The sequence below is a fragment of the Methylobacterium sp. Leaf465 genome (assembly GCF_001424705.1).
In the GTDB taxonomy this organism is placed as follows: Bacteria; Pseudomonadota; Alphaproteobacteria; order Rhizobiales; family Beijerinckiaceae; genus Methylobacterium.
Genome location: NZ_LMRA01000001.1, coordinates 97,851 through 111,045, shown reverse-complemented (window position 1 = coordinate 111,045; position 13,195 = coordinate 97,851). Strand labels below are relative to the sequence as shown.

General features: G+C 69.2%; 14 protein-coding genes. 8 read left to right on the top strand and 6 right to left on the bottom strand.

The genetic code is table 11. From position 1 onward, the window contains the following. Window positions 1-46: 46 nt before the first annotated feature. Window positions 47-1,699, top strand: coding sequence for an EAL domain-containing protein (locus tag ASG51_RS00445; protein WP_082513809.1), 1,653 nt, complete (start codon window positions 47-49; stop codon window positions 1,697-1,699). Window positions 1,700-1,723: 24 nt separating this feature from the next. On the opposite strand, the gene ASG51_RS00440 is transcribed toward ASG51_RS00445, so the two are convergent. Further along, entirely contained in the window at window positions 1,724-2,743 is a 1,020-nt protein-coding gene (locus ASG51_RS00440; protein WP_056210957.1) for a polyprenyl synthetase family protein, read from the bottom strand. Window positions 2,744-2,902: 159 nt separating this feature from the next. Between ASG51_RS00440 and ASG51_RS00435 the strand changes: the two genes are divergently transcribed. Then, window positions 2,903-3,127, top strand: a complete 225-nt coding sequence (locus tag ASG51_RS00435; RefSeq protein ID WP_056210955.1) for a DUF2007 domain-containing protein — start codon at window positions 2,903-2,905, stop codon at window positions 3,125-3,127. Beyond that, window positions 3,120-3,890: a methyltransferase gene (locus ASG51_RS00430; RefSeq protein WP_056378393.1), complete on the top strand. Its 771-nt coding sequence runs from the start codon at window positions 3,120-3,122 to the stop codon at window positions 3,888-3,890. The genes ASG51_RS00435 and ASG51_RS00430 overlap by 8 nt, the downstream gene beginning before the upstream one ends. A 9-nt stretch (window positions 3,891-3,899) precedes the next feature. On the opposite strand, the gene ASG51_RS23035 is transcribed toward ASG51_RS00430, so the two are convergent. After that, window positions 3,900-4,190 carry a twin-arginine translocation (Tat) gene (locus tag ASG51_RS23035; protein ID WP_200927201.1) on the bottom strand — a complete coding sequence of 97 codons (291 nt, stop codon included), beginning with the start codon at window positions 4,188-4,190 and terminating at the stop codon, window positions 3,900-3,902. A gap of 191 nt (window positions 4,191-4,381) precedes the next feature. Here ASG51_RS23035 and ASG51_RS00425 point away from each other — a divergent pair, with 191 nt between their 5' ends. After that, window positions 4,382-5,236: a S49 family peptidase gene (locus tag ASG51_RS00425; RefSeq protein ID WP_056378391.1), complete on the top strand. Its 855-nt coding sequence runs from the start codon at window positions 4,382-4,384 to the stop codon at window positions 5,234-5,236. A gap of 20 nt (window positions 5,237-5,256) precedes the next feature. On the opposite strand, the gene ASG51_RS00420 is transcribed toward ASG51_RS00425, so the two are convergent. Beyond that, complete coding sequence (locus tag ASG51_RS00420) at window positions 5,257-5,496, bottom strand: hypothetical protein (RefSeq protein ID WP_056378388.1); 240 nt, start codon at window positions 5,494-5,496, stop codon at window positions 5,257-5,259. 212 nt (window positions 5,497-5,708) lie between these two features. Here ASG51_RS00420 and ASG51_RS00415 point away from each other — a divergent pair, with 212 nt between their 5' ends. Both ASG51_RS00415 and glyS read left to right on the top strand, forming a co-directional pair. Next, complete coding sequence (locus tag ASG51_RS00415) at window positions 5,709-6,638, top strand: glycine--tRNA ligase subunit alpha (RefSeq protein ID WP_056378387.1); 930 nt, start codon at window positions 5,709-5,711, stop codon at window positions 6,636-6,638. 60 nt (window positions 6,639-6,698) lie between these two features. Beyond that, entirely contained in the window at window positions 6,699-8,837 is a 2,139-nt protein-coding gene (glyS, locus tag ASG51_RS00410; RefSeq protein ID WP_056378385.1) for a glycine--tRNA ligase subunit beta, read from the top strand. A gap of 18 nt (window positions 8,838-8,855) precedes the next feature. Here glyS and ASG51_RS00405 read toward each other — a convergent pair whose 3' ends face one another. Continuing rightward, window positions 8,856-9,254 carry a helix-turn-helix domain-containing protein gene (locus tag ASG51_RS00405; protein WP_056210942.1) on the bottom strand — a complete coding sequence of 133 codons (399 nt, stop codon included), beginning with the start codon at window positions 9,252-9,254 and terminating at the stop codon, window positions 8,856-8,858. Window positions 9,255-9,361: 107 nt separating this feature from the next. On the opposite strand from ASG51_RS00405, the gene ASG51_RS00400 reads away from it, so the two are divergent. Both ASG51_RS00400 and ASG51_RS00395 read left to right on the top strand, forming a co-directional pair. Further along, entirely contained in the window at window positions 9,362-10,240 is an 879-nt protein-coding gene (locus ASG51_RS00400; protein ID WP_056378383.1) for an NAD(P)H-binding protein, read from the top strand. A 140-nt stretch (window positions 10,241-10,380) separates the two neighbouring features. After that, the gene (locus ASG51_RS00395; RefSeq protein ID WP_056211425.1) at window positions 10,381-10,620 is read left to right on the top strand and encodes a hypothetical protein; all 240 of its coding nucleotides are present in this window, start codon (window positions 10,381-10,383) and stop codon (window positions 10,618-10,620) included. Window positions 10,621-10,686: 66 nt separating this feature from the next. Here ASG51_RS00395 and ASG51_RS24825 read toward each other — a convergent pair whose 3' ends face one another. Together ASG51_RS24825 and ASG51_RS24820 are read right to left on the bottom strand one after the other, a co-directional pair. Next, window positions 10,687-11,181, bottom strand: a complete 495-nt coding sequence (locus tag ASG51_RS24825; protein WP_056272881.1) for an N-acetyltransferase — start codon at window positions 11,179-11,181, stop codon at window positions 10,687-10,689. Then, complete coding sequence (locus ASG51_RS24820) at window positions 11,178-12,752, bottom strand: glucan biosynthesis protein G (RefSeq protein ID WP_056378380.1); 1,575 nt, start codon at window positions 12,750-12,752, stop codon at window positions 11,178-11,180. Before ASG51_RS24820 ends, ASG51_RS24825 begins: the two co-directional genes overlap by 4 nt. Window positions 12,753-13,195: the final 443 nt, after the last annotated feature.

The window sequence follows — 13,195 nt, the reverse complement described above, 5'->3', positions numbered from 1 at the left end:
GCTCAAGGTTTGAGGCTGCAGGATCGGCGCGCGCAAGGAGCGGTGCATGCCCGACCAAAAAAACAACTCGTGGGGAGAGGGCGAGCTCCGAGAACTCCTGTGCCTGATGATGATCGGCTCCTGCATCTGGATCGTCGGCACCCAGCTGGGGTTCTTCACGGTTCTCATCGACGCGACCCGGACGCATCAGCTTCAGGATCTGCTGATGCTGTCCCTTTGCATGAGCCTGGGCGTGGTCGTGGCGGCCGTCCGCAAGTCGTTCAAGCTGCGCAAGGCGATGCAGGATCGGGACGGGGCCGAGGCGCATGCCGAAGCCGTCGCACGCCACGATGCGATGACGGGTCTCGCCAATCGCCGGCTGTTCGGCGAAACCCTCGCGGCGCGCATCCGCGTGGCCACCGGTCTCCCGCGGGTCGCCGTGATGCTGATCGATCTCGACCGCTTCAAGCCGGTGAACGACGTCCATGGTCATGCCGCGGGCGACGCCGTCCTCTGCGTCATCGCCGATCGCCTGCGGGCCCTCGCGCCGCCCCAGAGCCTCGTCGCGCGCCTCGGGGGCGATGAGTTCGCTCTTCTTCTCGACACCGACAGCGATCCGGAAGCTCTGGCGCGGCTCGCGCAGGGCGTCATCGCCTCGCTCTCTCAGCCGATCGCCTGGACCCAGAGCCGTCTCGAGATCGGCGCCACCATCGGAATCGCGACGGCGACGGAAGAGAGCCGCACCGCCGAGGCGCTGCTGCACGCCGCCGATGTCGCCATGTACCAGGGCAAGCGGGATGGGCGCGGGACCTACCGGTTCTTCCATCTCGACATGGGTCAGGCCCTGAAGGCACGCGCCCGGCTTGAAGGGGAATTGCGGGTCGGCATCGAGCAGGGCGAGATCGAGCCGTTCTACCAGCCGGTGGTGTCGCTGCCCGGCCGCGATCTCATCGGGTTCGAGGTGCTGGCCCGCTGGAATCATCCCCGGCTGGGCGTCCTGACCCCGGCCGATTTCATCAGCCTGGCCGAGGAGACCGGTCTGATCGCCGAGCTCACCTGGTCGCTGATGCGCCGGGCCTGCCGGGACGCTCGGCTCTGGCCGGCCCATCTCCAGCTGGCGATCAACATCTCGCCGCTGCAGCTGCGCGATCCGCACCTGCCCGAGCAGATCCTCGGCATCCTGACGGAGACCGGGTTCGCACCGGGTCGCCTGGAGATCGAGATCACCGAGACGGCCCTGGTCAACGATCTCGAAGCGGCGCGGACCGCCCTGAAGTCGCTCCAGAGCTTTGGCGTCCGCATCGCCCTCGACGATTTCGGGACTGGATATTCCAGCCTCTACCATCTGCGCGAACTGCAGTTCGACAAGCTGAAGATCGATCGCAGCTACGTGGAATCGATGCGGCTGAGCAGCGAGCGCGCCAAGCTCGTGGATGCGATCATCGCCCTGGGCTCCAGCCTCGGCCTTCTCACCACGGCCGAGGGCATCGAGAGCGGGACCAGCGTCGATTGGCTTGCCGGCCAGGGGTGCACCTACGGCCAGGGCTACCTCTTCGGGCGGCCCATGGACAAGGCCACCACCGACGGTCTTCTCACGCAATGGTCCGACGACGCGGGCCGGATCGTGATCGCGCCGTCCCCGGCCGAAATGACCGAGGTCACCGATTGCGAGCACGTGGACATCGCTCCGCCGCCGGTCATGCGCCAGGCGGCAGCCTGACGATCCGACGCTGCGCCGGGACGCTCAGTGCGCCCGGGCGATGCAGAAGTCGACGACCTGCAGCAGGGCGTGCTTCATCGGGCTCGGCGGGAACGTCTTCAGGGCATCCCGGGCCCGGTCGCCGTACAGGCGGGCGCGCGCCATCGTTTCCTCCAGGGCGCCGTGACGCCGCAGGATGGCGCGCGCGGTTTCGAGATCGTTGTCCGTGACCTCGCCGAGTTCGAGCGTCCGCTTCCAGAAGCCGCGCTCGCTACCCGTGGCACGACGCACCGCCAGGACGATGGGCAGCGTGATCTTGCCCTCGCGAAAATCGTCGCCGACATTCTTGCCCAGGGTATCGCTGGTGCCGCCGTAATCGAGGACGTCGTCGATGAGCTGGAAGGCGATGCCGAGGTTCATGCCGTAGGCGCGGCAGGCTGCCTGCTCGGCGGCGTCGCGCTCAGCCAGGACCGGACCGACCTCGCAGGCAGCGGCGAACAACTCCGCCGTCTTGGCGCTGATCACCGCGAGATACTCGGCCTCGCTCGTTTCTGTGTTCTTCGCCGCGGTGAGCTGCATCACCTCGCCCTCGGCGATGATGGTGGCCGCCGCGGACAGGATGTCGAGGGCCTTCAGCGATCCGACCTCCACCATCATCCGGAAGGCTTGGCCGAGGAGGAAATCGCCCACCAGGACGCTGGCCTCGTTCCCCCACTTGATGCGGGCCGCCACCTTGCCGCGACGCATGTCGCTGCCGTCGACCACATCGTCGTGCAGGAGGGTCGCGGTGTGCATGAACTCGACGCTGGCGGCGAGCTTCACCGCGCCGTCGCCGACATAGTGGCAGAGATCGGCGGTCGCGAGCGTGAGGATCGGCCGAAGGCGCTTGCCGCCCGAGGAGATCAGGTGGTTGGCGACTTCGGGAATCATCTGGACGTCGGATCCGGTGCGGGACAGGATCGTCGCGTTGACGCGCTCCATCCCACCGGACACCAGGGCGACGAGGTCGGCCAGGCTCGCCTCGGGATCGGGACTTCTCTCATCGATCGGAACTACGACGCCCAAGACCTTGAGGCCTCCCGCTTCCCTACGCCAACGCGGCGCGATCCAATCGACCGCGTCCGTGACACCCCATCGCATGCGCCCGGAGGCGCTGCAACACGCACCATGCCGCAAGCTATACATCCGTAGGCGGTGCCCGGGATGGCGCCGGGGAGAGCGTGTATGACCGAACTCATTCGCAGCAACGACGTGGTCCTTATCGGGTTCGCCCAGTCGATCCTGGAGGCCGCAGCCATTCCGGCCCTCGTCGCCGACCAGCACATGAGCCTTCTTGAAGGCTCCATCGGCGCCTTCGCGCGGCGTCTCCTGGTGCCGCGGGATCAGGCGATGCAGGCGCGCCGCCTGCTCACGGATGCGGGCCTCGCCCACGAGTTGCGGGATGCCTGAGCCCGGGGCCGATCTCTGGCTCGGCGGACGGCTTCGCCTGATCCAGCCGCCGCGCGGCGCGCATCGGGCCGGCACGGACGCGGTCCTTCTGGCGGGGCTCCTGGCACCCGAGTCCGGTGCGGTCGTCTGCGACGTGGGGGCGGCGAGCGGTGCGGTGGGCCTCGCGGTCGCCCTGCGGAGCCCCGACTGCCGCGTGGTGCTGGTGGAACGCGACCCGGACCTGGCGGCTTACGCCCGGTGCAACGCAGAGGCGAATGGCCTGGTAAACCGCACGACGGTCATCGAGGCGGACGTGCTGGCGCCCGGACTGCGTCGGCAAGCCGATGGCCTGACGCCCGGCCTCGCCGACCTCCTCCTGACGAACCCGCCCTACTTCGAGCCCGGACGACACCGGCCCTCCCCCGTGACCGGCAAAGCCAGCGCGCATACCTTTTCGGGCGGCGGGATCGAGGCCTGGATGCGCAGCTGCGTCGATCTGCTCCGCCCACAAGGTCGGCTCGGCCTGATCCACCGGGCGGATCACCTCCCCGCCTGCCTCGACGCCGCCCGCGGCCGCTTCGGCGCGCTGGCGATCCGGCCGGTCCACGCCAAGCGGAATCAGCCGGCGATCCGCATCCTCGTGAGCGGCGTGAAGGGAAGCCGGGCTCCGCTGCGGCTCCTGCCGCCCGTCGTCCTTCATGACGACGAGGGCCGCTTCACCCCGCACGCCGCGGCCCTTCACGAGGGTCGCGGGTGGGTCGATGCCGGCGTCGAGGTCCCCTGAGGGGCGCGCTCAGTAGAACGTCCGGACCCGATAAGGCCGATGCCAGCCGTGATGGCGGTGGCCCCAGCCGTGGTGCCGGCGCCAATGGTGGCGGCGATACCCGTGGTGGCGATGGTGCCAGTGCCGGCGGTGATGCCAATGACGCCGATGTCCGTGCCACCGGGCCTGCGCCACCAGGGGGGCCTGCGCACCGGCCTCGATACCCGCCACGGGCATCGGCGCGGCGGTCGCCGTCGCTCCAAATCCCATCGCACCGGCCAGCATGCCGAGTGCCAGGGCCATCCAACGCATCATGCGCATGGTCGCGTCTCCTTCGCTGCTGCGCGGGCCTCCCCGGGAGGCGCGCGGGCCGCCACGATGCGGCGGCGTGAGGCGACAACGGCGACGCTGGCAAAAGGGTTCGCCCCGCCCCACCTCACCGCTCGAGCGACCCTGCCCTCCGTGGCCGACGCGCAACACCCTTCTGCTCCTCCGATCCGAGTCGAGGCCGCATGCCCGTTTCCCTGCCTGGTCCCCTGCGCGCGCTGCTTCCCCGACGCTGGCGCCGTGCGGAGCCGCGCGTCGCCGTCCTGCGGCTCAGCGGGGCGATCGGCGCCGTGTCGCCGTTCCGCGCCGGACTGTCGATCGGCAGTCTCGCGAGCAGCCTCGATCGCGCCTTCGCGACGCCCGGCATCGCCGCCGTCGCGCTGGTCATCAACTCTCCCGGCGGCGCTCCGGCGCAATCGCACCTGATCCACCAACGCATCCGCGCCTTGGCGGCCGAGAAGAAGCTCCCGGTCCTGGCCTTCGTGGAGGATGTGGCGGCGTCCGGCGGCTACATGATCGCCTGCGCGGCCGACGAGATCATCGCCGATCCGATGTCGCTGGTCGGATCGATCGGCGTCGTCTCGGCCGGGTTCGGATTCGACCGGCTGATCGAGCGCATCGGCATCGATCGCCGGGTGCACACCCAGGGTGAGGCCAAGGGGATGCTCGACCCGTTCCGTCCGGAGGATCCGGCCGACGTGGCGCGTCTCAAGGCCATCCAGACGGACGTGCAGGCCCTGTTCACGGCCCTCGTCGGCGCCCGCCGCCCGAAGCTCGCGCCTAATGGCGAAAATCTGTTCACGGGGGCTGTCTGGACCGGCCAGCAGGCGCTACCGCTGGGTCTCGTCGACGGCCTGGGGGATGCCCGCTCGACCCTACGGGCACGCTACGGCGACAAGGTTGACCTCGTCTTCATCGCCGAGAAGAAGGGCTCGCTCGTCGCTCGACTGTTGCGGCGCTCGGCGCCCGGCAGCAGCGTCGCGGGCGAAGTCCTGGCAGCGATCGAGGATCGCGCGGCCTTCGCCCGCTACGGCTTGTAGGATCTCAGCGTTTGCAGATTTCAGCGCTTGCAGCTCTCGGTGCCGTAACCGGCATAGACCACCCGGACCTTCCGGGCGCAGGTCTCGGCAACGGCGGGGGCCGGCACGGCCGCAACATCGATCGGCGTCACGGCGGCGGGCATCGTGACCGTATCCGAATACTCCGCCGTGGCGAGCGCGTTCGACGCCGTGATCACCAGCGGGGTGGCCACCAGGGATGCTGCGACGAGGGCGGCGAAGACTGTGAAGGACGAGCGCATGGCGCGATGTTCCAAATTGTCGACCGCCCTTGAGGACGGTGAGAACCCCTTGATTGCCTAATAAACTTGGCAGCAAGCGAGACCGTTCCACCGCTAAGGCGGATCGTGGCCGAATTGTGTGTGGCGACGCACGCCCATGGTGCGGTGCCGTCGCTTGACACGACCGGGCCGCCTCTTAAACGCTGGCCGCCCCTCCACGGACCGGAAAACCCATGTCGAGCGCCGTCGATCTAGCGCCCAAAACCTCGTTCCAGGGCCTGATCCTGACCCTGCAGCGATTCTGGGCGGCGCAGGGCTGCGTGATCCTGCAGCCCTACGACATGGAAGTCGGTGCCGGTACCTTCCACCCGGCGACGACCCTGCGGGCGCTCGGCCCGAAGCCTTGGAAGGCCGCCTATGTCCAGCCCTCGCGGCGGCCGAAAGATGGCCGCTACGGCGAGAACCCGAACCGGCTGCAGCACTATTACCAGTTCCAAGTGATCCTGAAGCCGAACCCGCCCAACCTGCAGGAGCTCTACCTCGCTTCCCTCGACGCCATCGGGGTCGACTTGAAGCTGCACGACATCCGCTTCGTCGAGGACGACTGGGAGAGCCCAACCCTCGGGGCCTGGGGCCTCGGCTGGGAGTGCTGGTGCGACGGCATGGAGGTGAGCCAGTTCACTTATTTCCAGCAGGTCGCCGGCTTCGAGTGCGCCCCCGTGGCGGGCGAACTCACCTACGGGCTTGAGCGGCTAGCAATGTACGTCCAGGGCGTCGAGAACGTCTACGACCTGAATTTCAATGGTGGGACGGGCGAGGATCGGGTGTCGTACGGCGACGTCTTTCTCCAGTCCGAGCAGGAATATTCCCGCCACAACTTCGAGGCGGCGGACACCGCCATGCTGTTTCGCCAGTTCACCGACGCGGAAAAGGCCTGCCGGACCTATCTCGACGCCGGTGCGCCGGAGGACGAGACCAGCCGGCACCGGATGGCGCAGCCGGCCTACGACCAGTGCATCAAGGCGAGCCACGTCTTCAACCTGCTTGACGCCCGGGGCGTCATCTCGGTGACCGAGCGCCAGAGCTACATCCTGCGGGTGCGCGAACTCGCGAAGGCCTGCGGGGCGGCGTACCTGCGCACGGCGGGTGGTGGCGCGGCGTGATCCGCAACGCCGACCGCGCCCGTCACCCCGAACACCATTACCTGGACGCCGCCTGATCCCATGCCCGACCTCCTTCTCGAACTGCGCTCCGAAGAGATTCCCGCCCGCATGCAGCGGCGGGCGGCCGACGACCTGAAGAAGCTCGTCACCGACGCCCTCGTGGAGCGCGGCTTCCTCTACGAGGGCGCCAAGGCCTTCGCCACGCCGCGCCGGCTGGCGCTGCACGTGGCCGGCCTGCCGCCGCGCGGCCAGGACGTGCGCGAGGAGCGCAAAGGGCCCCGGGTCGGGGCACCGGAGGGCGCGGTCCTGGGCTTCCTGAAGAGCGCTGGGCTGGCGAGCCTCGATCAGGCGACCATCGTCACCGACCCGAAGAAGGGCGAATTCTACGTCGCGGTGATCGAGCGGCCCGGGCGCGAGACCCTCGACGTCCTCGCCGAGATCCTGCCGCAGATCATCCGCGGCTTCCCGTGGCCGAAATCGATGCGCTGGGGCAAGGCCTCGGCACAACCGGGCGCCCTCCGTTGGGTGCGTCCGCTCCAGTCCATCGTGGCCACCTTCGGACCGGAGACCGAGACGCCGGACGTGGTGCCGTTCGCAGTGGACGGCATCGTTGCCGGAACCACGACCTACGGCCACCGATTCCTGGCGCCGGAGGCCATCGAGGTCCGGCGCTTCGACGATTACGTCCAGGCCCTGGAGCGCGCGAAGGTCGTGCTCGACGTGGAGCGGCGCAAGGACATCATCCTGCACGACGCCCGCGACCTCGCCTTCGCGCGGGGCCTCGAACTGGTGGAGGACGAGGGGCTGCTGGAGGAGGTCGCCGGCCTCGTCGAATGGCCCGTGGTGCTGGTGGGCTCCTTCGACGAGGCCTTCCTCGACATCCCTGCCGAGGCCATCCGCGCCACCATCCGGGCCAACCAGAAGTGCTTCGTCCTGCGCCAAGCCGGCACCGACACCCTCGCGCCGGCCTTCGTCCTGACCTCGAATCTGGTCGCCAGTGACGGTGGCCTCGCCATCACTGCCGGCAACGAGCGGGTGGTGCGCGCCCGGCTGTCGGACGCCAAGTTCTTCTGGGAGACCGACAAGGCGATCCACCTCGAGGACCGGCTGCCGAAGCTCGACAGCATCGTGTTCCACGAGAAGCTCGGCACGCAGGGCGCGCGCGTTCAGCGCATCGCGGCCCTGGCCCGCGAGCTGGCACCCCTGGTCGGCGCCGACCCGGACCAGGCCGAGCGTGCCGCGACGCTCGCCAAAGCCGACCTCGTCACCGAGATGGTCGGCGAGTTTCCCGAGCTTCAGGGTCTGATGGGGCGCAAGTATGCGGCACTGCAGGGCGAACCTTCGAGCGTCGCAGCGGCGATCGAGGACCACTACAAGCCGGTCGGTCCTTCCGACCGGGTCCCCACCGATGCCGTCGCCGTGGCCGTGGCGCTCGCCGACAAGCTCGACACCCTGGTAGGGTTCTGGTCCATCGACGAGAAGCCGACGGGCAGCAAGGACCCCTACGCCCTGCGCCGCGCGGCGCTCGGAGTGATCCGGTTGCTCATCGAGAACACCGTCAAGCTGTCGCTGCTTCGCGACGGCTATCAAGCCGCCGCCGACGGCCATGCGAACTATGGCAACCCGGCGAAGCACGACGCGCCAGCGAGCGCCGCTGACGCGGATGCCGCGAGCCTCCTCACCTTCTTCGCCGATCGCCTGAAGGTCTACCTGCGCGACAAGGGCGCCCGGCACGACCTCATCGACGCCGTCTTCGCCCTGCCGGGCCAGGACGATCTGCTGATGGTGGTCCGCCGTGTCGAGGCCCTCGGCACCTTCCTCGAGACCGACGACGGCCGGAATCTGCTGGCCGGCTACAAGCGCGCCGCCAACATCCTGCGCATCGAGGAGAAGAAGGACGGTCGCGCCCACGACGCTGCCCCCGACACGGCCCTGGCCGCCCGTGGCGAGCCGGAAGAGCGGGCCCTCGCCGAAGCCCTGGCGGCGGCGCGCGAGACTGCGTCGGCGGCCGTTGCGGCGGAGGATTTCGCCGTGGCCATGCAGGCTCTCTCCACGCTGCGCGCTCCGGTGGATGCGTTCTTTGAGCGGGTCACGGTGAATGCCGATGATCCGGCCCTGCGCGAGAACCGTCTCGCCCTGCTCAACGCCTTGCGGGCGGCGACCCGCGAGGTCGCGGACTTCTCGCGCATCGAGGGCTGAGCGGCCGGATTCAGCCCCTCACGGCTCGGCTTGGAACCGTGTCCGAGCCGCGCGGATGGCGGGGTGATTCCGCTCTGCCCAATCCACCAACCCGGCGAGGGGCCGGAGCAACGAACCGCCCAGGGGCGTCAGGCTGTATTCGACGCTGGGTGGGCTCGTGGGAAACACGCGCCGTGTGACGAGGCCGTCGCGCTCCAGGTCGCGCAGGGTCTGCGTCAGCATCCGCTTCGAGATGTCGGGGATCACCCGGTGGATGGCGCCGAACCGGCGGGTGCCGCCGGCAAGGGACGCGATGATGAGGGTCGTCCACTTGTCCCCGAGGTGACTCAGCACGTCGCGGACCGGGCAGTGATGCGGGTCGAAGCCGAGATCCTGCCAAGCCGCGAACCGCTCCGCGAGATCAGGGCCATCGGTCATGGGCGGTTCCCTCCGGGTAACCAGGGTTCGAAAACCTGCCGCCTTACGGGGCCTGTCGGTCTCTTTTATAGACCTTGTGAAGAGTCAGAACCACAAGGCAGCCCGACATGTCCCAGATTCCGTCATCGAGACTGTTCGTCACTGGAGCCACCGGCCAACTCGGACGGCTCGTGATCGCGGCCCTTCTGCGGCGGGTCCCCGCCGCCCGGATCGTCGCCGGCGTCCGGCAGGGCGAAGGCCCGGCGGCGCAGGACCTTCGCGCACAGGGTGTCGCGGTGCGCGTGGCCGACTACGCCCGCCCGGAAACCCTCGCGGAGGCCTTCGCGGAAATCGAACGGCTGCTGCTGATCTCCTCCAGCGAGATCGGTCAGCGCGTGACCCAGCACCGGAACGTCATCGCGGCCGCCGCCCGGGCGCGCGTTGGTCTGATCGCCTATACCAGCCTGCTGCACGCAGACACCTCGCCGCTCGGACTTGCCGAGGAGCATCGCGCCACCGAGGCGATCCTTACGGAGTCCGGCCTGCCCGCCATCATCCTGCGCAATGGCTGGTACACCGAGAACCATACGGCGTCCCTGCCGTCGGCCCTCGCGCACGGCGTCCTGCTCGGAAGCGCCGGGACGGGACGGATCTCCAGCGCCGCCCGTGCCGACTACGCCGAGGCCGCCGCCGCGGTGCTCACCGGTGACCAAGCAGCCGGGCGCATCTACGAATTGGCGGGAGACGAGGCCTACACCCTGCCCGACTTCGCGGCGGAAGCCGCGCGGGCCTCCGGCCGGCCGCTCCGCTACCAGGATCTGCCGCCCGCGGATCACGCGGCGGCCCTCCTCGCGGCGGGCCTACCGGAAGGGGTCGCGCGCCTCCTCGCGGATTCCGATGCCGGCGCAGCCCAAGGTGCCCTGTTCGACGACGGCCACGCCCTGCGCGACCTGATCGGCCGGCCGACGACGCCCTACGCCAGCGTCGTCGCCGGGGCCCTCGCGTAAGGTCTCGGACGAAGTCGGCAGGGCATCGTTCACCGAGGGGACGAGATCCAGAAGATTTCGGCTGGTCCGCCAGCCAACAAGCGGAACGGTTTCTGGATGAACGCCGTTGGGGCTGCAGATTTTCCTGAAGGGAGATGTTCATGCGCAACCCCATCATCGCCGCCCTCACCCTGGCAACGCTGTTTGGCGCTTCGGCCGTGCAGGCGGAGACCACGGTCATCCGCCGCGATGCGCCCGACACCGTCGTTGTCGACCGTCCGTCCACCGAGAGCCGCACGGTCGAGCGCCGGGAATCCAGCGACGGGTGCTCCTCGAAGACTGTGACCAAGGAGAACGATCTCGGCGACCGCAAGACGGTCACCAAGGAGAGCTGCGACTGAACCCAGCGTCCGAGTTCGGATGGCTGCAACGCCCGCTCCGGTCCAACCGGGGCGGGCTTACGCGTTTCAGAGGATCTTTTCGTAGCGCCAGGCTTCCATGCCATCCTCGTAGTAATCCGGGATGGCGGCGAAGCGCGTGTAGCCCCGCCGTTCGTAGAGCCGGATTCCGGCACCGTTGTCGGCTCGGACCTCGAGGCGCAGGCGTGCGCAGCCATGAGAGCGCGCATCCGCTTCGGCGGCATCGAGGACGAGGCTGCCGAGCCCGAGACCGGCCCGCGCCGGGGACACGGCGATGGAGGAGAGGCGAGCGCTGCGGCTGCCGCGTCGGCGCTCCAGGGTGGCGGAGCCCACCAGGGTCGCCTGCCCCGCCGCGTCGTGGGTGAGCGCGACGAGAAGCGACATGCTGGCCGAGCGAATCGCGTGGCGGATCGCCCGCCGCTCGGCACGGTCGCTGGCGAAGGCGGCGTGTTCGAGGGCCACCAGGGCGTCGAGGTCGGCCAGGGTCGCGGGGCGGATCTCCACCACCGGCGCCGGATCGGGCTGGATCGAGGGCGCCCTCACCGGGCCGTCCAGGGATAGACCCAGGTTTCCGACAGGGCACGGCCGGAGGCCCGCAGGAAGACGCGCAGGTCCGTCGCCTGGCCCGGCGCCTCCAGGGTCACGTCGAAAGCGGCCCGCAGGCCGCGGATATGCGGGTTCGGCGTCACCGAACTGTGCGTGATGTGGCCGGTGGAGGTGCTGGCCACCACCTCCACCCGGCTCGGATCGGCGCGATAGTAGTCGAGGTCGCCGCCGGCGAAATCCACGAGGAAGCGCCGCGTCAGGCCGCCCTTGGTCTCCTCGGCCTTGGCGGTGCCGCTGGCCATTGGGGCGACGCTGAACGTGTTGATCACGCGCCCCCCCGGATGGAGGGGGGCGCCGCCGACGGCGCGAACCCGGTAGGACAGTGGGACCGGCGTGCCCGCCGGATAGGGGTTCGCCGGCCGCCAGCACGCGACGACGTTGTCGTTGGTCTCGGTGTCGGTGGGAAGCTCCATCAACATCACCGCGCCCTCCCCCCAGGGGCCGTCCGGTTCCACGAAATAGCCGGGCCGGCGGTCGTAGGAGGCTTCGAGGTCCTGGTAGGTCTCGAAGGTCCGATCGCGCTGCATCAGCCCGAAGCCCTTCGGGTCGCGGTCGATGAAGCTGGAGATGCGCCGGTCGCGCGGATTGTGCAGCGGGCGCCACAGCCATTCCCCGCTGCCCGCCGCGATCTGAAGCCCGTCGGAGTCGTGAAGTTCCGGCCGGTAATCGTCGGCGTGGCGGCGGTCGTTCTCGCCGATGAAGAACATCGAGGTGAGCGGTGCCAGGCCCACCGTCGCGAGGTCGACCCGCGGGATCAGGGTGGCGCGCACCGCCACGCTGGTCTCGTCACCCGGCGTCACGGTGAACTGGTAGGCGCCGGTGAGCGACGGGCTGTCGAGGAGCGCGTAGAGCGTCAGGGCATCGTCGGCTTTCTCCGGCGCGCCCACCCAGAACTCGCGGAACACCGGAAACTCCTCCGGACCGCCCTGCCCCTCGACGTTGACCGCCAGCCCCCGGGCCGAAAGCCCGTAGAGCTGATCGCGTCCGAGGAAGCGATAGTAGCTGGCCCCGAGGAAGACGACGAGCTCGTCGAGCAGGTTCGGCTTGTTCAGCGGCGCATGGATGCGCAGACCGGCGAAGCCGAGATCGACCGGCAACGCCTTGTCGAGCTTGGTGCGCCCCATGTCGTAGAGGCTCGACTGGTAGGGGATCGGCGTCGCCACGCCACCGCGCACGAGGTTCACCGTCACCGGACGGGTGTAGAGGAAGCCGAGATGGAAGAGCTGGAGCCGGAACGGGCTCCCCTCCCCGAGGAAGGCCTTGTCGGGCTTGAAGCGGATGTCGCGCCAGGCGTCGTAGTCGAGCTTGGCGATCGGTGCCGGCAGGGCCGGGACGCGCGGATCATGGGCGACCTTGGCCAGGTCCTGCGCCCGGCGCTCCACGTCGGCGAAGCCGAACGGGATCTCCGGGCGCCCCTCGCGGCGTTGGGCCCGCGCCTCCCCGGTTGCTGCCAGGAGAGTCGTGGCCGCGAGTCCCTGCACGATTCTGCGCCGGTTGGGTTTTGACATCGTCCTGCGATCCGGTGCGCCTGTGGGAAAACCGTGCGCTTGATGGCCCGTCCGCACGGGCTTGGGAAGGGCCCATCGTCGGCCGGACGGCGGTGTCCGCGGCGTTTCTGCAACAGCCCAGGAAGACAACCCGGTTTCGGGTGAAAGATCGCGGTTTTCCCTTGTGGGGAGAACACCCTGACCGTATATGCGCCTTGCCCAATTTCGCACGTGCCTGTGGCCGCGTGTCGGTTGGTGGGCATCCGGCCAACTGCCGGACAGCCGCCAGGGGTCTTAAAGGATCGATGGTCGACAGGGTGGATTCCCTCCGGCCGGCATCCAGGTGGCAACACCGGACCCCGACAACAACCGGCAGCCGGAGGCGAAACCGGCGAACCCCGCTCTCCACGGGGGACGCAGCTTAAAGCAACGACGAACGGGCTTTTTTGGTCTCGTCGGCCCTC